The sequence below is a fragment of the Actinomadura sp. genome (assembly GCF_044508335.1).
In the GTDB taxonomy this organism is placed as follows: domain Bacteria; phylum Actinomycetota; class Actinomycetes; order Streptosporangiales; family Streptosporangiaceae; genus Spirillospora.
Genome location: NZ_JBIQHY010000104.1, coordinates 1 through 25,088, shown reverse-complemented (window position 1 = coordinate 25,088; position 25,088 = coordinate 1). Strand labels below are relative to the sequence as shown.

Here is a 25,088-nt window from a genome sequence, read left to right as displayed (position 1 = left end):
GATGGTACTGCATGGGAGACTGTGTGGGAGAGTAGGACGCCGCCGGACTCATATTGCAGAATGGCCCCGCCGACATCGGCGGGGCCATTCTCGTATCTGCGAGAAAACCTTCCCGCCCTCGACCGGTCAATGGCCGGGGGCCTATCCCTCGGGCTATCTCGGCCTCGCCCAGGACGGCAGCCAGACCGGACCCGGAAGCGCCGGCAGGCCCGCGAAGTACTCGATGATCGCCCGGAGTCCCGGATGCGGATTCGCCTTCGGCAGCATCAGGGAGAGCGGGTAGGCGAGCGTCGGCTTCACGATCGGGATGCGGCGCAGGTCGTAGTTCGCCGGCCAGATGTACCGGTCGCGCGCCGCGACGAGGGTCGCGACCTCCGCGGATTCCGCGAGGGTGTCCAGGAGCACCTCGTTGCCGAAGTTCGGGCCTGTCGCGTCGACGCGGAGGTCGAAGTCGGTGACAAGTTCGTCGTAGAACTCCGCCCATTCGCTTCGGGGGACGATGCCAGGCACCCAGATCCGGAGGTTGCGCAGCCGGTCCGGTGTCAGCGTCCGTGCGGACGCGAGCGGGTGCCCGGGGCCGACGAGCAGTTCCAGCGGCGAGTCGAAGGCGTGGATCATGTGGACGTCCCGCGGCAGCGTGGCCGGATCGGTGACGGTACGGAACGAGGCGTCGACGTCGCCGGCCTGCACGGCGGCGGCCGCCATGTGCGGGTCGTCGACCTTGAGGGTCACCACGTCGAGGTCGGTTCCGGGATGCGACCGCCAATACTCGTGCAGGAGGACGGCCTGCGCGCTCCGCAGGCCGAGAACATCGATCCGCAGGGCGCGCGAGCCCGGCCTCACCGCGGTGACGGCGCGATCGACACCCGCGACGATGCTCCGTGCGTGCGGGAGGAACGCCTGCCCGTCGAGCGTCAGCTCGACCCCTCGGGCGGTGCGGGTGAACAGGCGAACCTTCAGCTCGCGCTCCAGGGAGGCGATCCGTTTCGAAACCGCCTGCTGTGTCACGCCGAGCTCGTCGGCCGCATGCTGCACCTGCCCGAGGTCGGCCGCCCGGACGAACGACCGCACCGCCTCACTGTCCACCGATCCAGGCTAGGCCCGCACAACCGAACGTTGTGGCTCGCTGGGACGCGGTTGTTTGAAACCGGTCCGTCATAGCTGCTGTGCTTCACCCCTGCTTAAGGACCCGACCGCCGGTTGTCGCGAGGGAGTCGCGTGCGCGTGAAATTGGGGGCCGGTTTCGGCTGGCTGTGGTCGGCCTACGCCGTCAGCACGTACGGCACGTGGCTCGCGTTCGGAGCGTTCCCGCTGGTCGCGGTGCGGGTGCTGGACGCGCCGGCGTTCGCCGTCTCGCTCCTCGAAGCCGCCGGACTCACCGTCGCGGCCGTCGCCGCGGTCCCGCTCGGGCCGTGGGTGGATCACCGGGCCAAGCGTCCCGTGATGATCGGGATGGACCTGGTCCGCTTCCTCGCGATGGCGAGCGTTCCGGCGGCGTACTTCCTCGGCCTGCTGTCCTACGTCCGGCTGCTGGTCGTCTCGGTCGTCTCCGGAACCGCGGGCATCGCGTTCACCGCCGCGTCCGGCGCGTACCTGAAGCACCTCGTCCGGGGCGAGCACCTCCTCGTCGCGAGCGGGAGGTTCGAGGGGACGAGCTGGGCGGCGACCGCGGTGGGGCCGCCGCTCGGCGGTGCGCTCATCGGGCTGCTCGGCCCGGTCGCCGCGATCCTGGCCGACGCCTTCAGCTACCTGCTGTCGGCGCTCGCGGTCCGCCGGATCCGCGGCGGGGACGTCGCGGCGCCCCGCGACCCGACGTCCGGGCCGCGCGGGACGGACCTGCTCGACGGCTGGCGGTTCATCTTCGGCGACCCCGTCCTGCGGCGCCTGTTCCTCAACTCGGTCCTGGTCGGCGGCCTGATCATGGCCACGGCCCCGCTCGTGGCCGTCCTCCTGCTGGGCGAGTACCGCTTCACGGCCCTGCAGTACGGACTGGCCTTCGGCGTCCCGGCGGTCGGCGGCTTCGCCGGCGCCCGCCTCTCCGCGCGCCTTGTGCGGCGGTGCGGCCGGCACCGGATCATGATCGTCTTCGGCTGGCTCCGGTCGGTGTTCCCGCTCGGCCTCGCGTTCGTCCGACCCGGCGTCACCGGGCTCGTCACCGTGATCGTCGTCGAGGGTTTGCTGATCACGTGCATGGGCGTCTTCAACCCGATCTACGCCGCGGAACGCCTGCGGAGGGCGCCGGCGACCCATGCCGCAAGGGTTCTCAGCGCATGGAGCGTCAGCGGCAAGCTCTCGCAGGCCGGCCTCATGGTGGTCTGGGGCGTCCTCGCCACGCTGACCAGCCCCCTCGCCGCGATCACCGTCTCCGGCGTCCTGCTGCTCCCCACCCCTCTCCTGCTGCCCAAGCGGACACCCGCGGTGGACGAGCCCAGCCCCGTACGACCGGCCGAAGACGTCGCAGCCACATGACGCAGCCGCTCCCATAGGGCGGAGCGGGTCAGCGGGTCACCTTGTCGAGGAACGCGTGCAGGTTGGCGAGCAGGCGCGCGGTCTTCTCCTCCAGGCTGAGGGACTCATCGAGGCCGCTGCCCGCGACGGACTGCTTCTTGCCGCGAACGTAAAGCGAGCAGTCCAGGTCGCCGCACAGGTACTGCCCCACCGAATTGCCCTGCCGGCCCGCCTCGCCGGTCCGCCGCGCGGTCATCAGCGCCACGCCGCCGCCGGTGCGCGGGGTCAGGCACAGCGAGCACATGCTGCGCGAGGTGAAGCCGCGGAACGCACCGGAGGCCACGCGCAGCGAGATGCCGGCGAGCCGGCCGCCGTGCTCGGCGACGAGGTACGCGCGGCCGGGCGCCCCCGGATCCTGCCAGCCGAGGAAGTCCAGGTCGTCCCAGGGCAGGCCGGCGAAGTCCTTGGGCAGGTTCAACCGCTTGGCCTCGCCCTTGGAGCAGTTGACGAAGGACGCGCGGAGGTCCCGTTCGGTCAGGGGTCTCATGGGCGGCGAGGCTACGTCTTCCTAAGGGTCTTAGGCAAATTCTTTGATACATTAGGCGAATGGGAGGGGAGCCATGGTTCGCGCGGGGGTGACCGTCGAGCGTCTGACCCGGGCGGCGGCGGAACTGGCCGATGAGGTCGGCTTCGACAAGGTGACGGTCGCGGCGCTGGCGCGCCGGTTCGGCGTCAAGGAAGCCAGCCTGTACTCGCACATCAGGAACGCGCACGACCTGAAGACGCGGGTGGCGCTGCTCGCGCTGGCCGAGCTCGCCGACGAGGTCGCGGCCGCGATCGCCGGACGCGCGGGCAAGGACGCCCTGGTGGCCTTCGCGGGCGCGTACCGGAGCTACGCGAAGCGGCATCCGGGCAGGTACGCCGCGGCCCGCATGGAACTCGACCTCGAGACGGCGCGCGCGAGCGCGGCGGGGCGGCACGCGGAGATGACGCGGGCGATCCTGCGCGGCTACGAACTGGCCGAGCCCGACCAGACGGACGCGGTCCGGATGCTGGGCGGCATGTTCCACGGTTTCGTGAGCCTGGAGACCGCGGGAGCCTTCCAGCACCACCCGCGCGATATAGAGGCGTCCTGGAACAGGACCTTGGACGCCCTCGACGCTGCGCTGAGGAACTGGCCCCCGGCCTGACACCACGGCGCCCCACCGGCCGCCCGTCCAGTGGCGGGTGGCCTAGAACTCCTTGCCGGCCAGGACGGTGTCGGCGTCGACGATGCGGTACGCGTAGCCCTGTTCGGCCAGGAAGCGCTGCCGGTGGGCGGCGTAGTCCTGGTCGAGGGTGTCGCGGGCGACCACGGCGTAGAAGCGGGCCCCGGTCCCGGACGCCTTCGGGCGCAGGAGGCGCCCCAGGCGCTGGGCTTCCTCCTGGCGCGAGCCGTAGGCGCCCGACACCTGCACGGCGACCGACGCCTCCGGCAGGTCGATGGAGAAGTTCGCCACCTTCGACACGACCAGGACGCTGATCTCGCCGGAGCGGAACGCGTCGAAGAGGCGCTCCCGTTCGCGGACGCGGGTCTCGCCCTTGATGACCGGGGCGTCCAGGAGCGCGCCCAGCTCGTCGAGCTGGTCGATGTACTGGCCGATGACGAGCGTCTGCTCGCCGCGGTGCCGGTCGACCAGTGCCTTGATCAGCTCGGTCTTGGTGTCGGTCGTGGCGCAGAAGCGGTAGCGCTCGTCGGGTTCGGCGGTCGCGTAGGCGAGGCGCTCGGAGTCGGTGAGGGTGACGCGGACCTCGACGCAGTCGGCGGGCGCGATCCAGCCCTGCGCCTCCATGTCCTTCCACGGCGCGTCGTAGCGCTTCGGGCCGATCAGGGAGAACACGTCGCCTTCGCGGCCGTCCTCGCGGACGAGGGTGGCGGTGAGGCCGAGCCGGCGGCGCGCCTGCAGGTCGGCGGTCATGCGGAAGATCGGCGCGGGCAGCAGGTGCACCTCGTCGTAGACGACCAGGCCCCAGTCGCGGGCGTCGAAGAGCTCCAGGTGCGTGTAGGCGCCCTTCCGGCGGGTCGTCATGATCTGGTAGGTGGCGATGGTGACCGGCCGGATCTCCTTCTTCGTGCCGGTGTACTCGCCGATCTCGTCCTCGGTGAGGGACGTGCGGCGGAGCAGCTCCTGCTTCCACTGGTGCGCCGACACGGTGTTGGTGACGAGGATCAGCGTGGTCGCCTGCGCGCGGGCCATGGCGGCGGCGCCGACGATGGTCTTGCCGGCGCCGCAGGGCAGCACGACGACGCCGGAGCCGCCGTGCCAGAACGCGGAGGCGGCTTCCTCCTGGTAGGAGCGCAGCTCCCAGCCGTCCTGGACGAGGGAGATCGCGTGGGCCTCGCCGTCCACGTAGCCGGCGAGGTCCTCGGCGGGCCAGCCGAGCTTGAGCAGCGCCTGCTTCAGCGCGCCCCGCTCGCTCGGGTGGACGAGCACCGCGTCGTCGCCGACCCGCTCGCCGATCATGCCCTTGACCTTCTTGGCGCGCAGGACCTCCTCCAGCACCGACCGGTCGGAGGACGACAGGACGAGCCCGTGCACGGGGTCCTTCTCCAGCCGCAGCCGCCCGTACCGCGCCATCGTGTCGGCGACGTCCACCAGCAGGGCGTGCGGGACGGGGTAGCGGGAGTACCTGATCAGCGTGTCGACGACCTGCTCGGCGTCGTGGCCGGCGGCGCGGGCGTTCCACAGCGCGAGCGGCGTCACCCGGTAGGTGTGGACGTGCTCCGGCGCCCGTTCCAGCTCGGCGAACGGGGCGATCTCCTTGCGGCAGGCGTCGGCCAGCTCGTGGTCGACCTCCAGCAGCAGCGTCTTGTCGGACTGGACGATGAGCGGACCGTCGGTCAAAGCAGAAGCCCCCGTCGCGATGTCGGTGATCGATGCCACGTCCGGACACCCGTTGCCGCACGGTACCCCAGGAGCGGCGGCGCGGCGCACGGTCCGGGCGCGGACGCATTCCTTCAACGGCGGCGGACGCCCCGCTCTTCCCGCCCCGCGGGCCGCCCGGCGCGGGCGGCCTAGACGCCGGAGGTGGAGCTGTAGCCGGAGTCGGCGTTGACCACGACGATGATGTAGATGATGGCGATGGCGATCCCGGAGACGATCGACAGGGCGAACAGGACCCAGCCCGCGATCGTCAGCTTGCGGGCCGACTCGGGGTCGTTGTGGACGCGGCCCATCGCGATCGCCGACACGATGGCGCCCGGGATGCCGAGGATGCCGCAGCACAGCAGCACGCTGGCGATGTTGCAGACCAGGCAGGCGGTGGTGGAGGCGTTGCTCGTGGGCCGGACGGGCACGCCCGGCGGCCCGTAGGCGTAGCCGGGCGGCGGCGCGGGGGAACCGGGATACGGTGATCCGCTCCAGCCCTGGCCCCCGTAGGGGTCGTTCCAACCGGGCGGGTTGCCGCCGTATCCGCTCACAGACGGGCCTCCTCCGCGCTCCGGTGTGACCTACAAGACTAGGACCTCCGGGACGCGCCACGGGTTCCATTCGCCCGGAAGATCACATCCGCTGCTAGGCGCCGGAGTCGTCCAGTTCGGAGACGCCGGTGATGCGGTGCAGCGCGAAGCGGTGCACGGCGGCGCGGGTGGCGTCGTAGCCGGTGAGGAAGCCGCCCTCGACGCGCACGGGCGCCACGATGCGGCTGGACGCCTGGCCCTGCTGGTCGAGGTAGCCGATCCAGACCCGCCCGCCGCGGTCGACGGCGGCGCGGAGCCGCTCGATGGTGGCCATCGCCGGCGAGCGGGGCGGCTCCCCGGCGGGCGCCTGCCGGGCGTGCTCGGCGCCGTGCCGGGACGCCTCGTCCCCGGCCCGCAGCGCGCGCACCGCGGCGGCGACCACGGACGCGTCGGTGCGGGCGTCCGGGCGCAGCCGGACGATCTCGGCGGTCGGCGGCGGGTCGGCGCGCTGCGCGTCCGGCCGGGTCACGATCACGCCGCCGCCGGGCGCCTCGGCGACCGGGGCGAGGCCCATGGCGCGCAGCCCGTCGAGCAGGTCGGCGCGCTGCAGCGCCGACGCGAGGACGGTCGGCGCGAGCCGGTGCAGCCGCAGCGGCTCGGCGCGGCGGTCGGCGAGGATCTCGTCGAGCGTCGCGGCGGAGTCGGTGCGGACGTAGGACGCCAGGGCGCCGACGCGCAGGTGCCCGTGCCGCCGCGCCACGTCGTCGATGAGGTAGGTGAGCGGCTGCGGCAGCGGGGTCGCCGAGTGCCGGGTCAGCAGGTCGGTGATGTCGGCGGCGGAGCGTCCGGCGTCCAGCGCGCGGCGCACCGACTCGGGGGTGAACCGGTAGACGGTGGCGCCGCCGGTGGACTCGACGTCGGCGATGAGGGCGAGCTCGCGGGCGAGGCCGGTGACGAGCGGGCCGGGCGCGACCGCGGTCAGGTCGGCCTGGATGAGGATCTCGTCGACGGGCTCCGGCAGGTACTTCTCCAGCGCCGGTTCGGGGTCGTCGCCGGCGAGGAGGTCGCGGGCGAACGGGACCAGCTCCCCGAACCCGGTGAGGCCGAGCGCGGCGGCCTCGCGCAGCGTCCAGCCGAGGAGCCGCTCGCGGGTCGGGCCGCCGCGGCGGGGCCGCAGCCAGCCGAGCCGGGTGCGGAGCGCGTCCTCGTCGACGAGGGCGCCGCGCCCGGCGTCGGCGAGGACCTCCAGGATCTCCCGGCGGACGGCGGGGGCGGTGGACCGCACCATCGCCTCGCTCAGCGCGTTGATCAGCCGGTCGCGGTCGTCGCGCTCCCCGGCCAGCCCGGCGGCGCGGTCGGACTTCAGCCAGCCGCGGGCCAGCTCGGTCCAGCGGCCGGCGGTGTCGCGCATCAGCCACAGGTCGTAGGCGGGGGTGGGCAGCCATTCGCCGTCGAGGTCCCCGCTGCGGGTGAGCAGGCCGGCGGCGTAGGCGGTCTCGGCGAGCAGCGCCGCCTTCCACTCCGGGACGTCCAGCAGCGTCGCGGCGGTGCGCAGGTCGCGGACGGCGAGGCCGCCGCTGCGCAGGACCGGCGGCGGTTCGAGGCCCCAGCGCTCCAGCAGCTCCTCGACGAGCCGGACGGCGGCCGCCGCCTCGCCCGCGGCGGCGCGGACGACGACGTCCTCGGCGCGGGGCTCCCCGGCCCGGGACGGCAGCGGCGGCGGTTCGGCGGGGACGTCCCGGAAGAGGCGCCCGCCGCGCAGGTGCAGCGCGACCTCGCGGGGCAGGGTGACCGTGCGGTCGTCCTCGGCGGCGAGGAGGCCGCGGGCGAGGAGCCGCTCGATGGGGGTGGTCGCGGTGGCGACCCGGACGGGGCGGCGCGCGTCGGCGACCCGCCCGACGGGCGGCCCCCACGCCAGCTGGTCGAGGGCGGCCGCCGCCTCGGGCCCGGCGTCCTCGATGAGCGCCGCCGGCTCCGTGAGCAGTTCGGCGAGCCGGCGCAGCAGGCGCGCGGCGTCGGGGAACCCGCGCGGCGCCTCGCCCTCCAGGTCGGTGATCAGGTCGGTGAGCCGTTCGGCGGGGTAGCCCGCGAAGACCTCCCGGACGGGCGGGCCGAGCCCGGCCGGGTGCGGCAGCGCCTGCCGGACGCCGGGCGCGGTGGCGAGGGTTCCCTCGCCCCAGGCCAGCCCGTAGCGGCGCAGCGTGCCGAGCGCCTCGCCGACCTGCGCCGCCGTCGCGCCGAGGCCGGCCGCGAGCGCGTCCGCGTCGGGCGCGGGCAGGATGAGGAGGGATTCGAGGACGGCGAGCGTGAAGCGGTCCAGCCGGTCGAGGGCGCGGGACACCGCGGCGGGCGTCGCGGCGCGCGCGGCGAGCGCGGTCAGGTCGGCGGGGACGGGGGCGAGGAGTTCCGGACGCGCGGTCAGCAGCGCGCGCAGCTCGTCGTCGTCTCGCGCGCGAAGCCAGTCCGCATACGTTTCCATGCTTTCCCCAACCTTATGACGCGTGCACGCCGCGGTACGCGGGTCTCCAGGGTAGGAGCCCGCGGGACGTGCCCGGCGCCGGTGGGGCCCGGGACGTCGCAGGTCAGGTGGCGGGTGTGCGCTCCAGGTGCACGAGCCCGAGACCGAGCCGCGCCCAGCTCTCCACGAACCGCTTCTCGTCGATGCGGGTCGGAGGCTCGTACATCGACTCGTTCGCCAGCCAGTAGTTCACCACCGCGCCGCCGAGGATGGAGGCGATCGCGGGCCAGTCCTCGTCGGCGCCCTCGAACTCGGGCTGGGCGGCGAGCCAGGTCGCGATGCCGTCGTAGAGCGGGTTGACGATGCCCTCGCGCATCTCCGCGACCAGGTTCGGGAACTGGTCGAGGTCGCGGAACAGCACGCGGATGAGGTCCTGCTCCTCGCGCATCTTGGCGAGGCCGGCCTGGCAGGTCATCCGCAGCCGGATCTCCAGCGGGCGGTCCTCGAAGACGGTCGCCTGGGCGAGGACGTCGCTGATCTGCCGGCGGGTCCGCTCGATGTGCTCGCGGATTGCGGAGGCGAGCACCTCCTCCTTGGACCGGAAGTGCCGGTAGAGGCCGCCCGCGCCCGGGGACAGCCCCGCCGCGGCCTCGATCTCCGCGACCGACGTCGCCGCGTAGCCCCGGTCGGCGAAGAGCCGGAGCGACTCGGACACGATGCGGTCGCGCGTGGATGGCGTCATGGTGATGAATTCCTCCGGAAGAACACTAAGGCATGTTGGGGGCGGCGGGCGCCCGCCCCGGCCCCGCGGCACGCCCGAATTCGCGATGCGCCGCCTCCGCGGGCCGGGAGGACTAGAGTTCGAGGGCGCACGCCCCGTCGCCGGAAGGGGCGTCGCCGGAAAGGTCGACGATGTTCAAGTCTCCGCGGAAGGCGGCGGGCGGGGCGTTCCTGCCCGAGGACTTCGTGGTGCCCACGCTGGTGGCGGGGCCCGACTTCCAGATCCGCCCGATCACCGTGCACGACGTGGTGAAGGACTACGGCGCCGTGATCGGCAGCCTGGACCGGCTGGCCGGCCGGTTCGGGCCCGAGTGGGGGTGGCCCGACCGCGAGTTCACCTTCGAGCAGGCCCTGATCGACGTCGCGTGGCTGCAGAAGCAGGGGCAGCTGCGGCGCTCGTTCAGCTACGTGGTGATCACCCCGGACGGGGAGCGGCAGCTCGGCCGCATCCACGTCGCCCCGTCCGACGAGCCGGGCGCGGACGCGGTCGTGGTGTTCTGGGTCCGCGCGGACGAGGAGAACTCCGTCCTGGAGAAGGAGCTGGAGACGTTCGTCCGCCAGTGGGTGACGACGGCCTGGCCGTTCGAGAAGGTCCGCTTCCCCGGCCGCGACTAGCCGCCGGGGCGGCCCGCGGGGCGGGCCGTGCGAGCGGGCCGCGGACCGGGCCGCCGGTCAGGCCCATCGCCTGACGATGCCGACGATGATCCGGCCCACCACCAGGTAGACGAGGGCCGCCAGGCCGTAGTTGACGGCGATGTCGGCCTTGTGGTTCGCGGGCTGGAAGACGTCCCTGAACTGCCAGCACAGGTCGGTGGCCCGGTCCCCGAACCAGTGGACGATGTCATTGGCCGTGTTGGCCTCGAACGCCACGAACACGATGTGCACGGCCAGGATCGCCACGACGGCCGTGGTCGCCACGGAGATCGCGGTGGCCAGCGCTCCGACGGCGCGGCGCCGCGCCCCGGCCGCGCGGGCCGCGAACGAGGGGCGGGTGCGGGGCGCGCGGTGCTCGCCGCCCGGCTCGGTGCGGGTCATGGCGTGCTCCTGCACGGCATGCTCCCGCACTGCGCGCTCCTGCGCGGCGCGCTCCTGCGCGGGGGCGGCCTGGCCGGCCGGCCGGTCGGGGTTGTCTGCCATCTGCGGCCTCCTTCACCGGGGGCTGTGCCGGGGGCGGACGGCGGTGATCGTCCTTGGCGTCGGGGTGGGGTGTTCGGGGACTGCGTTTTCCCTGGTCATCTGGTTTGTGGTCGGGGGCTCGGGTATATCCGCATCACGGTCCCGTGCTCTCCTACTCGGATCCCGTCGCATCGCCACTACCAGGAGAGCGCGGGTCCTTTCATGTGTCCAGCCCCTTACCCTGTGGGACGTGCTCGATCTCGTCCCTCCCGCTTCGTCCGGTTCCGAGTCCGGTGCCGGGTTCGCCGTCGGTTTCGACCTCGACCTGACCCTGGCCGACACGCGGGCCGCGATCGGCGCCGTGTACGCCGCCCTCGCCGCGGAGACGGGCGTCCCGATCGACACCGAGGCCGTGGTCGGGCGCATCGGGCCGCCGCTGGAGGAGGAGCTCGCCCACTGGTTCCCGGCGGACGAGGTGCCGGCGATGGCCGCCCGGTACCGGGCGATCTACCCCGACATCGCGATCCCGGCGACCGTCCTGATGCCGGGCGCCGCCGCCGCGCTGGACGCGGTGCGGGCCAGGGGCGGGCGCGCGGTCGTCGTGTCGGGCAAGAACCAGGCCGACACCGAGCGCACCGTCCGGTTCCTCGGGCTGCGCCCGGACGCCGTGGTGGGCGGGCTGTTCGGCGCCGAGAAGGGCGTGGCGCTGCGCGAGCACGGCGTGCGCGCCTACATCGGCGACCACACTGGCGACGTCGACGCGGCGCGGGCCGCGGAGGCGGTGGCGGTCGCCGTCGCGACCGGCGCGTTCGATTCCGCCGCGCTCACCGCGTACGGCGCGGACGTCGTCCTGCCCGATCTGCTGGCCTTCCCCGAATGGCTCGGCGGATTCCGGGCAGCCTGATCTGCGACGCGATATCCGGGTGCCGACGGCGGACGTCCCGGATAGCGTCTGAGGCGTTGCCCCACGGGCGTCGCGGGGGTACCCGGAATGTTCACCGGCCCTCGGCGAGGCACTAATCTTGGGGGCGATTCAGGACGATTACCGAACGAGGTCTCCGGTGCCGACTGGCAAGGTCAAGTGGTACGACTCCGAAAAGGGGTTCGGCTTCCTCACCCGCGATGACGGCGGGGAGGTCTTCGTGCACTCATCGGCGCTGCCGGGCGGCGTCACGTCGCTCAGGCCGGGCCAGCGCATCGAGTTCGGCGTGGTCGAGGGGCGCCGCGGCCAGCAGGCCCTCCAGGTCCGCGTGCTGGAGTCGCTGCCCTCGGTGGAGAAGACCATCGCCAAGCAGCGGCGCAAGAAGCCGGACGAGATGGTCGTGATCACCGAGGATCTCATCAAGCTGCTGGACGGGATCTCCAACACCTACCGGCGCGGCAAGCACCCGTCCCCGGCGGAGGCCAAGAAGATCGCGACGGTGCTGCGGGCGGTCGCCGACGACCTGTCGCCCTGACCCGGCTCCCCGGGCCCGCCGTCCCGTCCGCTTTGCGCGGGGTGACTTGTGCGGAATGACCTGAGCGGGGCGGCTTGAGCGGGGTCAGGCGTGCATCTCCGGGTGCGCGTCCTTGATCTTCGCGGACGGCGCCGGGCGCCGGGTGCGGCGGCGCGTCCCCGCCTGGCGGGACACGAGCAGCCCGAACGCGACGGCGAGCGCCGCCGCGACGATCGCGAGCGCGACCCGGCCGTCCGCGACGATCGACATGCCGAGGCCGAGCAGCCCGCCCAGCACCCAGCTGAGCTGGTGCAGCGTCTCCGACACCGCGAACGTGGACGAGCGCATGTCCTCGCCGATCTCGCGCTGCACGACCGCGTCCATGGACAGCTTGCCGAGCACCTGGCCGAGCCCGGCCGCGGTCGCCACCGCGAGGGCCGCCCACAGGCCGAAGAACGCGGCGCCCGCCGCCGTGACGCAGGTGACCGACGCCAGCGTCGCCGACACGATGAACCGGGGCGCCCGCGCCTTCATCCAGGCGCCGAGCGCCGTGCCGAGCAGCCCGCCCGCGCCCGCGCACGCCGCCAGCAGGCCCAGCGCGACATGGTGCGACACCGGGTCGAACCGCTCCTGCCGCAGCAGGAACGCCAGATAGATGATCAGGAAGCCGGAGAAGGCGCGCAGCACCGCGTTGGCCTTCATCGCCTCCGCGACGACGGGCCCGACGCGCGGCAGCGCCCGGAAGCGGCGCGGCCGCTTCGCGGCGGCCTCCGGCCGCGGCTGCTCCTCGGGGACGTCGACGTGGCCGGGCAGCCGCATGGTGAACACGACGCCCAGCAGGAACACGACCGTGGCGAGGCGGAGCACCCAGCCCGCCCCGATGAGGACGGCCAGGCCAGCCGCGACGGGCGCCGTGACCGACGCCGCGATCAGGCCCGCGAACGAGGCCCGCGCGTTCGCCGTCACCAGCGTGATCTCGTCCGGCAGGACGCGGGGGGTGACCGCCGCCCGCAGCACCCCGAACGCCTTGGACAGCACCAGCACCCCGAACGCGGCGGGCAGGAACGTGACCTGGTCGCCGTGCGGGAGCGCGCTCGCCATCGCCCAGCACAGCAGCGCCCGCATCACGAACGTGCTCGCGATCGCGTACCGGCGGACGTGCCGCGCCCGGTCCAGCGCCGGGCCGATCAGCGGCGCGACCAGCGCGAACGGCGCCATCGTGACGACGAGGTAGAGGGCGACCTGGCCGCGCGCCTGGTTGACGTCCAGGCCGAAGAACAGCGTCCCGGCCAGCGCGACCGTGACCATGGCGTCGCCCGCGGAGTTGAACGCCGACGCCTCGATCAGGCTGCCGAGCCCGCTGCGCCCGGCGCCCTGCGCGTGCGTGACGCGGCGGGTGAGCCGGCCGGTGCCGAGCACCGCCGAGCGCGCGCCGCGTCCCGCCCGCGCCGCGCCCGCGGCGGCGGCGCGCAGCGACCGTCCGACCCTCGCCCGTACTGCCATGCGCCCTGTTCTCCCCAGCGTCCTCTCTCAACGGCCGCTCCGGCTCGCCGCCGGGCGCGGCCATAGGAGCCGCTCGCTTGAGGGTACGTTCCCCGCCGGAATGAACGCTCACCTCCGCCGCGGCCCGGGCGGGTGTCCGGCCACGTCCTCCGATGGGCGAGAATTGACGTGTGAGCCCACAGCGCCAGTCCAGCCCAGCGCGTCCCGCCGCCGCGCGCAGCACGTCCGGGCCCGCCCGCCGGACCCGCACTCCCGCCGTCGACCCCGCCTGCGCCGAGGCCGTCGACCTCGCCCGCGGCGCCGCCGAGGAGACCGCCCGCCCGCTCGGCGTCGGCGAGCACCTCGGCCTGCGCGCCGAGGGCGACCGGGTGGTCACGCACTATTTCGCGTGCCTCGCCCCCGGCTACCGGGGCTGGCGCTGGGCCGTCACCGTGACCCGCGCCGCCCGCGCGAAGAACGTCACGGTCAGCGAATGCGTCCTGCTGCCCGGCGACGGGGCGCTGCTCGCGCCGCCGTGGGTGCCGTGGCTGGAGCGGCTGCGCCCCGGCGACCTCGGCCCCGGCGACCTGCTGCCGACCGCGCCCGACGACGTCCGGCTCGCGCCCGGCTTCACCCAGGTGGACGACGCCACCGACCACGCGGCGCAGTGGGAGCTCGGCCTCGGCCGGGTCCGGGTGCTGTCGCGGGAGGGCCGCGACGAGGCCGCGACCCGCTGGTACGAGGGCGTCGCCGGGCCCCGCGCCCCCATCGCCGCGTCCGCCCCCGCGCAGTGCTCCACCTGCGGCTTCTTCGTCCCCCTGGCGGGCGAGCTGCGGCAGCTCTTCGGGGTCTGCGCCAACGAGTACGCCCCCGACGACGGCCGGGTGGTCTCCGCCGACCACGGCTGCGGCGCCCACTCCGAGGCCGTCTCGATCCCGGCGGCGTCCGAGCACAACCCGCCGGTGATCGACGAGCTGGGCTACGAGGTCGTCCCGTCCGCCGACGAGGACGCCGCGTCCCTGGACGACGAGGCCCTCGGTCACAGCTGACATGCCGGACGCCTTCGGCACGCGGGCCCTGCGCGAGCGCGTGCTGCGCGCCTGGGCCGAGTCCCCGGCGCGCTTCCGCGAGGACGCCAACGCCGAGGAGGACCACGCCCTGGGCGGCTACCGCGACCGCGCGGTCATCGAGCTCGCCCAGAACGCCGCCGACGCCGCGTCCCGCGCCGCCGTCCCCGGCCGGCTGCGGCTGACCCTGCGCACGGCGGCATCGGGCGCCGGGCCGTCGGGCGCCGTCCTGACCGCCGCCAACACGGGTGCTCCGCTGGACGCTCCCGGTGTGGAGTCGCTGTCCACGCTGCGCGCCTCGTCGAAACGCGGCGAGAGCGGCGCGACCGGCCGGTTCGGCGTCGGGTTCGCCGCCGTCGCGGCCGTCACCGACACGCCCGCGATCGCGTCCGCCCTCCCGGCCGGCGACGCGGCCGGTCCGCGGCGGGCGACGGGGGTCGAGTGGTCGCGGGAGCGGGCCCGGGAGCTGGTCGAGGGCGTGCCCGCGCTCGCCGAGGAGGCCGCGCGGCGGGGCGGACACGTGCCGGTGCTGCGGCTGCCTTTCGCGCTGGACGACGCGCCGGAGATTCCGGACGGGTTCGACACCCTCGTGCGGCTGCCGCTGCGGGAGGACGCGGTCGCGTCCGTGCGGCGGCAACTGGAGGACGTCGGGGCGGCGCTGATGCTGGCCTTGCCGGCGCTGGAGCGCGTCGAGATCGATGTCGACGGGGACGTCCGCGAGCTGTCCGCGGAGCGGCGCGGCGGCGGCGAGGTCGTCATCAACGGGGCCCTGTGGCGGACGGTCGAGGCGCACGGGGAGATCCCCGGGGCGCTGCTGCGCGACCGTCCGGTGGAGGAGCGGGCGCGGCCGTTCTGGCAGGTGCGGTGGGCCCTCCCCGAGGACGGCTGGCCCGAGGGCATGCCGAGCGTCGTGCATGCCCCCACGCCCAGTGACGAGCGGCTCGACCTGCCCGCGCTGCTCATCGCGTCGTTCCCGCTGGCGCCGGACCGGCGGCATGTCGCCCCCGGGGCGCTGACCGGGTTCCTCGTGGAGCGGGCCGCCGAGGCGTACGTGCGGCTGCTGGCCGAGCCGCCGGTGTCGCCGCGCGTGCTCGATCTCGTGCCGGGCCCGGTGGGGGCCGGGGAGCTCGACGCGCGGGTGCGGCGGGAGATCCGGGGGCGCCTGCCCGAGGCGCCCGTGCTGCCGCATCGGACGCGCGGCCGGGACGCCGTCGCGGTGGACGCGCCGGCGGCGTTCGTCGAGGTGCTCGGCGGCGCGGACGCCGTGGTCGGCGGGCTGCTGCCGCCCGAATGGCCGGCGCGCAGCCCGGCGCTGGCGGCGCTCGGGGTGCGGCGCGTGGAACTGGCCGACGTGATCGACGAGCTGGCCGCTGTGGACCGCGAACCGGCGTGGTGGCACCGGGTGTACGGGGCGCTCGACGGGGCCGCCAGGGACGCTCTGGGGGCCTTGCCGGTGCCGCTGGCGGGCCGGGCGGGCCGGGTGGCGCGCGGGCCTCGCGGGCTGCTGATCGCGGACGGCGTCGACCCGGCCGGGCTGGACGTGCTCGGGCTGCGGTTCGTCCATCCCGAGGCCGTCCACCCGCTGCTCACGCGGCTCGGCGCGATCGAGGCGGGGCCGCGGACGGTGCTCGCCGACCCCGCCGTGCGGACGGCCGTCGAGGAGTCGTTCGAGGCCGATGATCCGGACGCGGTCGCCGAGGCCGTGCTGGGGCTCGTGGCGGCCGCGCACCTCGATCCCGGCGACGAGCCGTGGCTGGCGGAGCTGGCCCTGCCGGGGGACGACGGGGAGCTCTACCCGGCGGGCGAGCTGCTGCTGCCGGACAGCCCGCTGCGCGGCCTCATGGCCGATGACGCGCCGTTCGGCGTCGTGGACGGCCGGGTGCTGGAGCGGTGGGGCGCCGACACGCTCACGGCGGTCGGGGTCCTGGACGGGTTCGCGCTCGCCAGGGCCGAGGACGTCAGCCTCACGGGCCTCGCCGACGAGGCCGAGACCCTCGACCTGGCCGACGAGGACCTGTGGGCCGATGAGGTCCTGACGCGCATCGGGCCGCAGGACCTCCCGCCGCTGGTGCCCGAGTTCGCGGCCGTCCGCGACCTCGAGCTCGTCGACGACTGGGCGGCGGCGCTGAGGCTGCTCGCCGCGCCGCCGTGGCGGGCCGCGATCGTGGATCCCGCCCACGTCACGCTGCACGACGGCAGGCGCGCCGCCGTCCCGTCGTACACGGCGTGGTGGCTGGGGCGGCACCCGGTCCTGGACGGCCGCAGGCCGGGCGACTTCCGGCTGGGCGGAGACGAGGCGCTGGCCGGGCTCTACGACGTCGCGCCGGAGGGCCTGGACGAGCGGTTCCTGCTCGCCCTGGGCGTCCGTACGTCGCTCGACGAGCTGCTGGAGGAGCCCGGCGGCGCCCAAGAGCTCCTCGATCGGCTCGCCGACCCCGATCGGCCCGTGACCCGGACCCAGCTGGGCGCGCTTTGGACGGCCCTGGCCGACGCCGCGGAAGTGGCGGTCGAGCCACCCGACCACGTCCGGGCCGTAGTGGACGGCGAAGTCGAGGTCGTGGACGCGGGGGACGCCCTCATCCTGGACGGCCCCGACCTCCTCCCGCTCCTGCAAGGGCAGCCCCTCGTCATCGCCGCCCAGGGACGTGACACGCGCCTCGCCGAACTGCTCGATCTCCCCCTGGCGGGGGACGAGATTCCGGGCGAGGTCCAGTCAGAAGCCGAGAAGCGCCCCGTGCCGGACGCGGTGAGAGCCGTCCTGCCGGGCGCTCCGGCCGACTACCTCGCACACGGTCGCCTCGTCGTGGACGGCCAGGACGTCCCCTGGTGGACGAGGGACGGCGAGATCCACGCGACCGGAGTCCGCGGCCTGGCGCGGGCGCTCGCCTGGTCGACCGGGAACTGGGCCGACCGCCTCCTGGTCGAAGCGGTCCTGCGCGACCCGGAGGCGCTGCCCGTCCTGCTGGCCGAGGCCGACCTGGAGCCCTAGTCGACCCGCTCCCGCTCCGCGGGTGGATCCGCGGTGGGCTCCGCGGCCGGAGACCCCTCCGCCGTGGACCCCTCCGGCGGGGACACGGCCCGGCGTTCGGCGCGGCGTTGGGCGCGGGCGGCTTCGGCGCGGGCGCGTCCGGCCTGGAGCCTGGGGATGTACCACATGGCGAACAGGCCGATCCCGATGCCGGTGGCGCACACCCACAGCCACCAGCGGTCCTCGGACGGCAGCCCGACGATGAGCAGCACGACCAGCGCGATCGCCCACGCGACCGTGCCCGCGGCCGCGATACGGACGTCGTTGGTCTGCATCGGCGGGGGATCCGGGCGGCGCGGTCGGCTCATGGTCCTCAGGCTACGTGGAAGGAGCCGGGCCGTCCTCAGCCGACCAGGGTGATGAGCAGCTCAAAACGGGCCTCCTGGACGGTCGGGGCCTGCGGCGTGGCAGCATGGGCGGCAGCACCGGGAGAGCAACCACATGACCACGCGACCATGACCACGTCACCGATCCGGGGGCGGACGGCGTCCGCGCCGGGGCTGGCCGAGGAGCTGCGCATCTCGATCGCGCGGCTCACCCGCCGCCTGCGCAATCTGCGCCCGCCCGCGGCGGGGGACGGCGGCCGCCCGCTGTCGCTCACGCAGTTCGCCGCGCTCGCCGCGATCGAGCGGCACGGGTCGATGACGCCGCGCGAGCTGGCCGACCACGAGAAGGTGCAGCCGCCCTCGATGACCCGAGTGATCGCCCACCTGGAGGACCGCGGGCTCGTCGCGCGCAGCCCGCACCCGACCGACGGGCGGCAGGTCGTGCTGCACGCCACCGCGGCGGGGTCGGCCCTGCTCGCGGACGAGCGGCGCCGCAAGGAGGCGTGGCTGGCCAAGCGGCTCGCCGAGCTGACCGCCGAAGAACGCGAGATCCTGCGCCGGGCGGCTCCGATCATCGACCGCCTCAGCCGCTCCTGACTCCCGGTGCGGGAGTGTGGCCGGGTTCATGGCCCTTGCCGGAATGAAGATCGCCCGATTAACGTTAGCTTTGGTAATGACTTCTGCTAACGAAACCCCTGATGAGCCGGAGGGGACCGCGACGCGCGGCGCCCGCCGCCGCCGCGCGCATCCCGCCCGCGCCGCCGCTCCGGTGACCCCCGCGCCCCTGAAGGCGGCGGCCGCCGTCCGCTCCCGCCGCCGGCCGTCCCCGGCGCGCCCCCTCGCCCCGGCGCCCGTCCACCCCGCCTCCCGCACCGGTTCGGCCCCGCAGGTTGATCGGCCGGCGCAGCTCGACGGGCATGCGCCGGGTGATGAGTCTGCGGGCGCCGCCGAGGCGGCGACCGCTCAGGCGGGCCTCAAGGCCGGCGGAACGTTCCAAGACGGCCCCCTCGACGAGCCCGCGCCGGACGAGCCCGCTTTGGAAGGGTCCGCGCTGGACGAGTCCGCGCGGTCCGCCGAGCCGGAGCAGGCGGCTCCGGAGGGCGGGCGGCAGGCGCGGCGCGGCGGGATGTTCCGGTCGCTGCGCAACCGCAACTACCGCCTCTACGCGGCCGGGCAGGTCGTCTCCAACACCGGCACCTGGATGCAGCGGGTCGCGCAGGACTGGCTCGTCCTCGAACTCGCGCACGGGAGCGGCACCGCGCTGGGGATCACCACCGGGCTGCAGTTCCTGCCGATGCTGCTGTTCGGGCTGTGGGGCGGCGTCGTCGCCGACCGCTACCCCAAGCGGCGCGTCCTGATGCTCACCCAGATCTCCATGGGCGTGCTGGCCCTGGTCCTCGGGCTGCTCGCGGTCAGCGGGAACGCCCAGGTCTGGCACGTGTACCTGCTGGCCTTCGGCCTCGGCGTCGCCACCGTCGTGGACAACCCGACCCGGCAGGCGTTCGTGATGGAGATGGTCGGAAGGCGCGACCTGCCGAACGCGATCGCGCTGAACAGCGCCACGTTCAACGGGGCCCGGCTGCTCGGCCCGGCGGTCGCCGGAGTGCTCATCGCGCTCATCGGCACGGGGCCGGTGTTCCTGGTGAACGCGGCCTCGTTCGGCGCCGTCCTGTTCGGGCTCTACGCGATGCGGACCGACGAGCTGCACGACGTGCCGGCCGTCAAGCGCGCCAAGGGGCAGCTGCGCGAGGGGCTCCGCTACGTGCGCGGCCGCCGCGACCTCATGCTCGTCCTGATCCTCATCGGGTTCCTGGCGACGTTCGGGATGAACTTCAACACGACGGTCGCGCTGGTCGCCAAGGAGGTCTTCCACACCGACGCGTCGGCGTTCGGGCTGGCGTCCAGCATGCTGGCGCTCGGCGCCCTCAGCGGCGCGCTGCTGGCCGCCCGGAGGGTCGCCAAGCCGCGGCTGCGGCTGCTGGTGGCGATGGGCCTGGTGTTCGGGGCGCTGGAGGTCGTGACCGGGCTGATGCCGACGTACTGGCTGTTCCTGGCGCTGCTCGTCCCGACCGGCATCGCGATGATGACGATCACGACGGCGGCGAACGCGACGATGCAGCTCGGCGTGTCCCCGGAGATGCGCGGCCGGGTGATGGCCCTCTACATGCTGGTGTTCCTCGGCACGAACCCGGTGGGCGCGCCCGCGGTCGGCTGGCTGGCCGAGCACTTCGGGGCGCGGATGAGCCTCGTCCTCGGCGGGCTGGTGTCCGTCCTCGCCGCGCTCGCCGTCGGAGCGGTGGCGGCCAGGGGCGCCGGGTTCGCCGGGCTGCGGCGGCTCCGCCCCGGCCGGAGGATGACGGCCCCGATCGCGTGACAACGGGTGCCGTCTGCTGGAAAGCTGGCCGCGTGGCCCTCCGGACGCTCCCATGAGGCTTTTCGTGGCGCTCGTGCCGCCACCGGACATCCTGGACGAGCTTGAGGAGGCCGTCCGCCCGCACCGGGACGCGCAGCCCGCGCTGCGCTGGGTGCGGCGCGACCTGCTGCACGTCACGCTGACGTTCCTCGGCGAGGTCGACGACCGCACCCTCGACCGGCTGCTGCCGCGGCTGGAGCGCGCCGTCGGGCGGCACGAGCGGATGACCCTGTCGCTGGCCGGCGCGGGCGCCTTCCCCGGCAGCGGCGCGCACGCCCGCGTCCTGTGGACGGGCCTGTACGGCGACCGCCGCGGGCTGGCGCGGCTCGCCGCGTCCACCACCGCCGCCGGGCGCCGCGTCGGGACGCTCCCGGACAAGCACCGCGGCTTCCGCCCCCACCTGACGCTCGCGAGGTCCCGGCGGCCGGTGGACGTGCGGGCGCTCATCGACCCGCTGTCGGCGTTCGCGGGCTCCCCGTGGACGGCGCACTCCGTCCAGCTGATGCGCAGCCACCTGCCCGGCAAGGACCAGAGCCAGGTGACGTACGAGTCGCTGAAGACGTGGTCGCTGCGTCAGAGCTCCGGCGGGGGCGGCGCGGGACGGTCGGCGTCCGGCGGCCCCCACGGGACGCCGTAGCGCTCGCAGGCGCGGCGCAGCTCGTCCAGGTCGGGCGGGAACGTGATCTGCCGCAGCACCCGCCCGGACGGCGCCCACACCACGAGCCGCGGCATCCGCTCCGCCGACTCGTCGATGCCGACGCCGCCGACGCGGTCGCGGGCCAGGTCCCATTCGACCTTGCCGCGCCTGGTGACGACCGCGAGGCCGGCGGACGACACGCGCAGCTGCGAACGGTTCCGGTCGTACAGCCAGTAGCCGATCAGGCCGATCACCAGCCCCGCGGGCATCGACCAGCTCGCGGTCGCGTTGAAGCCGCCGAGGTCGGGGCCGAGCCAGACCGCGCCGAGCAGCGCCACCGCCTCGCACAGCAGCACGCTCATCCCGTACGTGCCGACGCGGGACCGGCGGGTGGCGTCCAGGAGGGCGCCCGGCGCCGTGACGGGGCTCGGCGGCGCCGAGACGGGGAACGTGACGTCCTGCGGCAGGCGCGCCGGGACGTCCCGCGGGCCGTCCGCGCCGCCGCCCTCCGGGCCCGCGGGCTGCGCCGGGAGCGCGGCCGCCGCCCGCTCGGGCTCGGGCGCGGCCAGCGTGGACACGGCGGAGTGGAACGCGGCGCTCATGTACGCGTCGTACTCGGCGTCGTTGACGGGCAGGCCCGCGCGGCGCGCCGAGTCGCGCAGGTCGGTGCGGGAGATCCGCAGCGCCGACAGCGGCGCGGCGAAGAACTCGTCGCCGTCGGAGTCGTACAGCCGCACCCACGCGTGCCCGCCGATCGTCAGCAGCTCGATGCCGCCGATGCGGTCCTCCGGCATCTTCAGCACGACGTCGCCGGCCGCGTCGGCCCAGCCGAGCCCGCCGTCGGTGACGACGAGCCGGCCGCCGGGCACCTGCGCGAAGATCTCCGGCAGGCCCTCCAGGCCGTAGTCCGGGCGGCGCGGCGCCCGCGCCCCCGGCGTGATCACCCGGTAGCCGTGGTCGTCGAGGGCGTGCGCGAGCTGGAAGCCGTCCAGGCCGTGCGCGGGCAGCCGCGCGACCAGCTCCAGCCGGTGCCCGAACGCCAGCGCGGCGAGGTCGGCGCGGCGCGGCTCCCCGCTGACCGGGTCGAGCCGCAGGCCGGGCCCGACGACGACCGCCGCGACGTCGCCCGCGGGCAGTTCCTGCACCTCGCGGCGGCGGCCCGGCCGGGCCCGCACCCGCAGCCGGTCGGCGGTGATCGTCCAGCGGATCTGCGCGGCGCGCAGCAGCCGGCGGCGCGCCGCGAGGACGCCCGCGATCGCCGCCAGCACCCAGCAGCCCGCGGCGAGCCGGGCGCCGAACTCGCTCGTCCCGTCCAGCGCGATCCGGACGATCATCACGGCGCCGAGCAGCGCGGTCAGCGCGCCGAGCAGCATGATCCGGCGGCGGCTCGGCAGCGGCTCCGGCGTGTCCAGCCGCTGCTCCCCGGCCCGGCCGCCCCTGCCGCGGCCCGGCCGGCCCGCGGCGGACCCGTCCCCGGACCCGTCCCCGGACGCCTCCGTGGACGGCTCGGCGGGCGGCTCGTGCGCCGCCGCCAGCAGCGCGGCCTCCTGGTCCAGCAGGCGCTTCTCGGCCGCGTGGTCGCGCGGCAGCGGCCCGCTGCCCGGAATGTCGTCCTCCAGCCCGGAGGCGCGCAGCGCCTCGTCGAGCGCCGGGTCGAGCAGGTCGGTGGCCTCACCGTCCAGGACGTGCATGGGGATGCCGAGCCGCCGCGCCGTCACGAACACCGCGAGGGGCTCCAGGCCCATCGCGGTCAGGCCGCCGACCGCCGTCCGCCCGAACCGGTGGAAGACGGTCAGCACGCCGTCCCCGGTCGTGATGGCCAGGCCGTCGATCCGGGACCGCTCGTAGGACGTCATGACGAGGCCGCCCCGGCCGATCCGCTCCAGGCCCGCCGCCGACAGCCGCCAGTACGGGCGGGGCCTGCGGCGGCGCGCGTCCGGGAGCGCGCCGAGCAGCCACGGGACGGCGGCGACGGCGCCGATCAGCGCGGCCCACAGCCACACCGGCCGGATCGGCAGCAGCGCCAGCGCCACCGCGAGGACGGTGAACGGGCCCGCGGCCACGGGGCGCCACCGGCCGCCGGAGCCCGCGAGGCCCACCAGCTCATGCTCCACAGTCCGCATCCTCACACGTGTCCCGGCGGGACCGTCGCCTCCTTTCGCGATCCGGTCGTCCTCCGAAAGCCTTTTCCATCGTGCCGGTCAGGTTGTACGGGCGGCTCACGTCGCACGGTTCCCGCCGGTCACCGTCGCCTCCTCAGCAGCCCGTAGCCCACCGCGCCCGCGATCCCCAGCGCCAGGAACAGCCCCACCCGCGTGTTGGTGGCGTCCCGGTGGCCCTCCTCGGTCCCGCCCGCGGTCTGCGCCTCCTTCGGCGGCGGCGCCGGCGACGGGCGCGCCTCGTCCGGCAGCGGCACCCGGTAGACGGGCTGGTTCTTGCCCTCAGACCCGACCAGCAGCGACGTCCCGTCCGCGGTGTAGGTCACCGACTCGCCCTGCGCCTGCACGGGCAGGTCGATCGACTTCAGGGTCCTGCCGGGCCTGCCGTCCGGCCGCACAGAGTACAGCCGGGCCCCGAAGTACGTGCGGATCACGCAGGTGCGGCCGTCGGGGGAGAACGCGCCGTCGGTCGCGATGGCGGGCGCGTCGCCGACCTTGCGCATGACGTTGAAGCCGCTGGTGCGCAGCCGCCTCGGCGCCTCGTAGATCTTTCCGCCGAACAGCTTGCTGGCGATGTAGAGCCGGTTGGTCTTCGGGTTGATCATCAGGGTCTCGGCGTTGCGCGGCCCGTCCGCGTACTTGATCTTGAACGCGGTGGCGCGCAGCGTCCGGCTGCGCAGCCGCGCCGGCTCCGGGATCCGGTACACCGTCACGTACGGCCAGGCGCCGCCGAGGTTGTCGCCGATGTCCGCCACGAAGATCGCCGGGCGGCCGCGGTCGTCCTTGCCGAGTGCGATGGCCTCCCAGTCGCGGGCGCTCGCGCCGCCCACCGTGAGCACGGCGCGCACCCGGCCGTCCGGGCCGAGCGCGAAGATCTTCGGGACGCCGCCGGAGTCGTTGTGCGTGTAGACGACGCCGGGATGCAGGGCGCTCGCCGCGAGCCCGCTGGACTCGGTGATCCGCGGGTCCCTGATCGTGAACGCCGTCCGGTCGCCGTCGGCGGCGTGCGCCGGGGCGGGGGACAGGACGCCGGCGGACGCGCCGGCGACGGCGAGCGCGGCACCGGCGCGAGCGACGATGCGGCTTGCTGACATGGCCTGATCATCCCCGTTCCGCGCCCCGTCGATCATATGACCCGCGCCGGTCAGCTCAGCAGCGCACCGATGACCACGGCCAGGACGAGCGCGGTCAGCACGGTGGGAAGCAGCCAGCGGGGCGCGCGGTTCACGGGTCTGAGCTTATTCGTCCCGATGGACGACTCGAACCGTCCGCCCATGATCTGCATCTCATGTGACATGTGCGGATTGTTCGGGATGGTACGTTCGCCGTTCGCCGACGACCCGGGGATCGCCTCGGACGTGTTCGTCACGCTGGGCATGCTCGCGGAGGAGCGCGGCACGGACTCGGCGGGCTTCGCGTTCCTCGGCGCCTGGCCCGGCCTGGGCGGGTTCCCGGGCCTCGGCGGGCCCTCGGGCGGCTGCCGGGTGGTGAAGGGCCGCGGCCGCTTCGCGGAGATCTGGCGTCCCGCGTACGTCTCGGAACTCGACCGCTCGCCGGTCGTGCTCGGCCACACCCGCTGGGCCACGCAGGGCTCGCCGCTGGAGCCGCGCAACGCGAGCCCGATGGCCGTGCGGGACGTCGTCGCCACGCACAACGGCGACATCGACGTCGCCGACCTGCGGTCCCGCTTCGCGCTGCCGCCCGCGGCCGGCGCCACCGACAGCGAGCCGATCTTCCAGCTGCTCGCCGAATGCCGGCGGCCGTCCGACGTGACCGCGGTGCTCGAAGCCGTGGTCGGGCGGGTCGCGCTCGCCTGGGTCCACCGCGACCGGCCCACCGAAGTGCACCTGGCGCGGGGCGCGCTCAGCCCGCTGACCGTCGCCGTGGACACCGACCAGAACATCTACTGGGCGTCCAACCCGCGCTGGTTCCGGGACGCCGAGCGGCACACGAGCGTCGAGTTCGCCAGCGTGGTCATGCTCCGCGAGGGCACCTACGTGAAGGTCGGCATGGAGCGCCGCCCCGGGCGCCGCGACGCCCCCGAGGTGCTCGCGACCGCGAACTTCGTGCCCACGGCCCGCGACACCGACATGGACCCCCGCGTCTGGACGGGCTTCACCCGCGCCGACCAGGAACGCGACCGCGCCGGCCTCCTCCACCGCGCCGTCGAACGCGCCGGCGGCACCGGCGGCACGGACTCCCCCCTCGCCGTCGCCGGCTGAGCCCCGACCCAGACAGATCAACGCCCGACCGGCGGTCACGGGCAGGCACGCGGAGCGAGCTCTGCGAGCGCAGCGGG

General features: G+C 74.7%; 23 protein-coding genes. 11 read left to right on the top strand and 12 right to left on the bottom strand.

Going from position 1 to position 25,088, the window contains the following annotated elements:
- Positions 1–153 precede the first annotated feature (153 nt).
- The gene (locus ACIWVC_RS27085) at positions 154–1,086 is read right to left on the bottom strand and encodes a LysR family transcriptional regulator (RefSeq protein ID WP_396454747.1); all 933 of its coding nucleotides are present in this window, start codon (positions 1,084–1,086) and stop codon (positions 154–156) included.
- Between the two features lie 132 nt (positions 1,087–1,218).
- On the opposite strand from ACIWVC_RS27085, the gene ACIWVC_RS27080 reads away from it, so the two are divergent.
- Positions 1,219–2,469 (top strand): MFS transporter, encoded by a 1,251-nt coding sequence (locus ACIWVC_RS27080; protein WP_396454746.1) that lies wholly within the window; start codon positions 1,219–1,221, stop codon positions 2,467–2,469.
- A 28-nt stretch (positions 2,470–2,497) separates the two neighbouring features.
- Here ACIWVC_RS27080 and ACIWVC_RS27075 read toward each other — a convergent pair whose 3' ends face one another.
- Positions 2,498–2,995 carry an FBP domain-containing protein gene (locus tag ACIWVC_RS27075; protein WP_396450592.1) on the bottom strand — a complete coding sequence of 166 codons (498 nt, stop codon included), beginning with the start codon at positions 2,993–2,995 and terminating at the stop codon, positions 2,498–2,500.
- A gap of 73 nt (positions 2,996–3,068) precedes the next feature.
- On the opposite strand from ACIWVC_RS27075, the gene ACIWVC_RS27070 reads away from it, so the two are divergent.
- Positions 3,069–3,638 carry a TetR/AcrR family transcriptional regulator gene (locus ACIWVC_RS27070; RefSeq protein ID WP_396450594.1) on the top strand — a complete coding sequence of 190 codons (570 nt, stop codon included), beginning with the start codon at positions 3,069–3,071 and terminating at the stop codon, positions 3,636–3,638.
- A gap of 42 nt (positions 3,639–3,680) precedes the next feature.
- On the opposite strand, the gene ACIWVC_RS27065 is transcribed toward ACIWVC_RS27070, so the two are convergent.
- From ACIWVC_RS27065 to ACIWVC_RS27050, 4 genes are all read right to left on the bottom strand, one after another.
- Positions 3,681–5,333: a DNA repair helicase XPB gene (locus ACIWVC_RS27065; protein WP_396450628.1), complete on the bottom strand. Its 1,653-nt coding sequence runs from the start codon at positions 5,331–5,333 to the stop codon at positions 3,681–3,683.
- A gap of 170 nt (positions 5,334–5,503) precedes the next feature.
- Positions 5,504–5,908, bottom strand: a complete 405-nt coding sequence (locus ACIWVC_RS27060) for a hypothetical protein (protein WP_396450596.1) — start codon at positions 5,906–5,908, stop codon at positions 5,504–5,506.
- Between the two features lie 94 nt (positions 5,909–6,002).
- Positions 6,003–8,366 carry a helicase-associated domain-containing protein gene (locus ACIWVC_RS27055; protein ID WP_396450598.1) on the bottom strand — a complete coding sequence of 788 codons (2,364 nt, stop codon included), beginning with the start codon at positions 8,364–8,366 and terminating at the stop codon, positions 6,003–6,005.
- Between the two features lie 103 nt (positions 8,367–8,469).
- Entirely contained in the window at positions 8,470–9,087 is a 618-nt protein-coding gene (locus tag ACIWVC_RS27050; protein ID WP_396450600.1) for a TetR/AcrR family transcriptional regulator, read from the bottom strand.
- Between the two features lie 170 nt (positions 9,088–9,257).
- Here ACIWVC_RS27050 and ACIWVC_RS27045 point away from each other — a divergent pair, with 170 nt between their 5' ends.
- The gene (locus tag ACIWVC_RS27045) at positions 9,258–9,740 is read left to right on the top strand and encodes a GNAT family N-acetyltransferase (protein ID WP_396450601.1); all 483 of its coding nucleotides are present in this window, start codon (positions 9,258–9,260) and stop codon (positions 9,738–9,740) included.
- A gap of 57 nt (positions 9,741–9,797) precedes the next feature.
- Here ACIWVC_RS27045 and ACIWVC_RS27040 read toward each other — a convergent pair whose 3' ends face one another.
- Positions 9,798–10,262, bottom strand: a complete 465-nt coding sequence (locus tag ACIWVC_RS27040) for a hypothetical protein (protein ID WP_396450602.1) — start codon at positions 10,260–10,262, stop codon at positions 9,798–9,800.
- Positions 10,263–10,491: 229 nt separating this feature from the next.
- Between ACIWVC_RS27040 and ACIWVC_RS27035 the strand changes: the two genes are divergently transcribed.
- On the top strand, positions 10,492–11,145 hold the full coding sequence (locus ACIWVC_RS27035; RefSeq protein WP_396450604.1) for an HAD family hydrolase: 654 nt from the start codon (positions 10,492–10,494) through the stop codon (positions 11,143–11,145).
- A gap of 157 nt (positions 11,146–11,302) precedes the next feature.
- Positions 11,303–11,698 (top strand): cold-shock protein, encoded by a 396-nt coding sequence (locus tag ACIWVC_RS27030; protein ID WP_396450606.1) that lies wholly within the window; start codon positions 11,303–11,305, stop codon positions 11,696–11,698.
- Positions 11,699–11,782: 84 nt separating this feature from the next.
- On the opposite strand, the gene ACIWVC_RS27025 is transcribed toward ACIWVC_RS27030, so the two are convergent.
- Positions 11,783–13,180, bottom strand: coding sequence for an MFS transporter (locus tag ACIWVC_RS27025; protein ID WP_396450608.1), 1,398 nt, complete (start codon positions 13,178–13,180; stop codon positions 11,783–11,785).
- 170 nt (positions 13,181–13,350) lie between these two features.
- Here ACIWVC_RS27025 and ACIWVC_RS27020 point away from each other — a divergent pair, with 170 nt between their 5' ends.
- Together ACIWVC_RS27020 and ACIWVC_RS27015 are read left to right on the top strand one after the other, a co-directional pair.
- On the top strand, positions 13,351–14,208 hold the full coding sequence (locus ACIWVC_RS27020) for a DUF3027 domain-containing protein (protein ID WP_396450609.1): 858 nt from the start codon (positions 13,351–13,353) through the stop codon (positions 14,206–14,208).
- Between the two features lies 1 nt (position 14,209).
- Positions 14,210–17,215, top strand: coding sequence for a sacsin N-terminal ATP-binding-like domain-containing protein (locus tag ACIWVC_RS27015; protein WP_396450610.1), 3,006 nt, complete (start codon positions 14,210–14,212; stop codon positions 17,213–17,215).
- Here the strand turns inward: ACIWVC_RS27015 and ACIWVC_RS27010 are convergent.
- Complete coding sequence (locus tag ACIWVC_RS27010) at positions 17,212–17,562, bottom strand: DUF2530 domain-containing protein (protein ID WP_396450612.1); 351 nt, start codon at positions 17,560–17,562, stop codon at positions 17,212–17,214. The genes ACIWVC_RS27015 and ACIWVC_RS27010 overlap by 4 nt on opposite strands.
- Before the next feature lie 147 nt (positions 17,563–17,709).
- Here ACIWVC_RS27010 and ACIWVC_RS27005 point away from each other — a divergent pair, with 147 nt between their 5' ends.
- The 3 genes from ACIWVC_RS27005 (at position 17,710) to thpR (ending at position 20,630) form a co-directional block, all read left to right on the top strand.
- Positions 17,710–18,177, top strand: a complete 468-nt coding sequence (locus tag ACIWVC_RS27005) for a MarR family transcriptional regulator (protein ID WP_396450614.1) — start codon at positions 17,710–17,712, stop codon at positions 18,175–18,177.
- A gap of 529 nt (positions 18,178–18,706) precedes the next feature.
- Positions 18,707–19,954, top strand: coding sequence for an MFS transporter (locus ACIWVC_RS27000; RefSeq protein ID WP_396450630.1), 1,248 nt, complete (start codon positions 18,707–18,709; stop codon positions 19,952–19,954).
- A gap of 52 nt (positions 19,955–20,006) precedes the next feature.
- On the top strand, positions 20,007–20,630 hold the full coding sequence (thpR, locus tag ACIWVC_RS26995) for an RNA 2',3'-cyclic phosphodiesterase (RefSeq protein ID WP_396450616.1): 624 nt from the start codon (positions 20,007–20,009) through the stop codon (positions 20,628–20,630).
- Here the strand turns inward: thpR and ACIWVC_RS26990 are convergent.
- The 3 genes from ACIWVC_RS26990 to ACIWVC_RS26980 all read right to left on the bottom strand — a co-directional run bounded on the left by ACIWVC_RS26990 (position 20,567) and on the right by ACIWVC_RS26980 (position 24,086).
- On the bottom strand, positions 20,567–22,744 hold the full coding sequence (locus ACIWVC_RS26990) for a hypothetical protein (RefSeq protein WP_396450618.1): 2,178 nt from the start codon (positions 22,742–22,744) through the stop codon (positions 20,567–20,569). The genes thpR and ACIWVC_RS26990 overlap by 64 nt on opposite strands.
- Positions 22,745–22,872: 128 nt before the next feature.
- Positions 22,873–23,883 carry a hypothetical protein gene (locus ACIWVC_RS26985; RefSeq protein ID WP_396450620.1) on the bottom strand — a complete coding sequence of 337 codons (1,011 nt, stop codon included), beginning with the start codon at positions 23,881–23,883 and terminating at the stop codon, positions 22,873–22,875.
- Positions 23,884–23,933: 50 nt separating this feature from the next.
- Positions 23,934–24,086: a hypothetical protein gene (locus ACIWVC_RS26980; protein WP_396450622.1), complete on the bottom strand. Its 153-nt coding sequence runs from the start codon at positions 24,084–24,086 to the stop codon at positions 23,934–23,936.
- Positions 24,087–24,102: 16 nt separating this feature from the next.
- On the opposite strand from ACIWVC_RS26980, the gene ACIWVC_RS26975 reads away from it, so the two are divergent.
- A complete protein-coding gene (locus ACIWVC_RS26975) occupies positions 24,103–25,011 on the top strand; it encodes a hypothetical protein (protein WP_396450623.1) in 909 nt (302 codons plus the stop codon).
- Positions 25,012–25,088: the final 77 nt, after the last annotated feature.

What these genes read in the sequence shown, in the direction of transcription:
- ACIWVC_RS27050 (WP_396450600.1), bottom strand. Translation starts at nt 9,087, where the DNA reads ATGACGCCATCCACGCGCGACCGCATCGTGTCCGAGTCGCTCCGGCTC.
- ACIWVC_RS27000 (WP_396450630.1), top strand. Translation starts at nt 18,707, where the DNA reads ATGTTCCGGTCGCTGCGCAACCGCAACTACCGCCTCTACGCGGCCGGG.
- ACIWVC_RS27075 (WP_396450592.1), bottom strand. Translation starts at nt 2,995, where the DNA reads ATGAGACCCCTGACCGAACGGGACCTCCGCGCGTCCTTCGTCAACTGC.
- ACIWVC_RS27010 (WP_396450612.1), bottom strand. Translation starts at nt 17,562, where the DNA reads ATGAGCCGACCGCGCCGCCCGGATCCCCCGCCGATGCAGACCAACGAC.
- thpR (WP_396450616.1), top strand. Translation starts at nt 20,007, where the DNA reads ATGAGGCTTTTCGTGGCGCTCGTGCCGCCACCGGACATCCTGGACGAG.
- ACIWVC_RS27005 (WP_396450614.1), top strand. Translation starts at nt 17,710, where the DNA reads ATGACCACGTCACCGATCCGGGGGCGGACGGCGTCCGCGCCGGGGCTG.
- ACIWVC_RS26975 (WP_396450623.1), top strand. Translation starts at nt 24,103, where the DNA reads ATGGTACGTTCGCCGTTCGCCGACGACCCGGGGATCGCCTCGGACGTG.
- ACIWVC_RS27040 (WP_396450602.1), bottom strand. Translation starts at nt 10,262, where the DNA reads ATGGCAGACAACCCCGACCGGCCGGCCGGCCAGGCCGCCCCCGCGCAG.
- ACIWVC_RS27070 (WP_396450594.1), top strand. Translation starts at nt 3,069, where the DNA reads ATGGTTCGCGCGGGGGTGACCGTCGAGCGTCTGACCCGGGCGGCGGCG.
- ACIWVC_RS27025 (WP_396450608.1), bottom strand. Translation starts at nt 13,180, where the DNA reads ATGGCAGTACGGGCGAGGGTCGGACGGTCGCTGCGCGCCGCCGCCGCG.
- ACIWVC_RS27055 (WP_396450598.1), bottom strand. Translation starts at nt 8,366, where the DNA reads ATGGAAACGTATGCGGACTGGCTTCGCGCGCGAGACGACGACGAGCTG.
- ACIWVC_RS27015 (WP_396450610.1), top strand. Translation starts at nt 14,210, where the DNA reads ATGCCGGACGCCTTCGGCACGCGGGCCCTGCGCGAGCGCGTGCTGCGC.
- ACIWVC_RS26980 (WP_396450622.1), bottom strand. Translation starts at nt 24,086, where the DNA reads ATGTCACATGAGATGCAGATCATGGGCGGACGGTTCGAGTCGTCCATC.
- ACIWVC_RS26985 (WP_396450620.1), bottom strand. Translation starts at nt 23,883, where the DNA reads ATGTCAGCAAGCCGCATCGTCGCTCGCGCCGGTGCCGCGCTCGCCGTC.
- ACIWVC_RS27045 (WP_396450601.1), top strand. Translation starts at nt 9,258, where the DNA reads ATGTTCAAGTCTCCGCGGAAGGCGGCGGGCGGGGCGTTCCTGCCCGAG.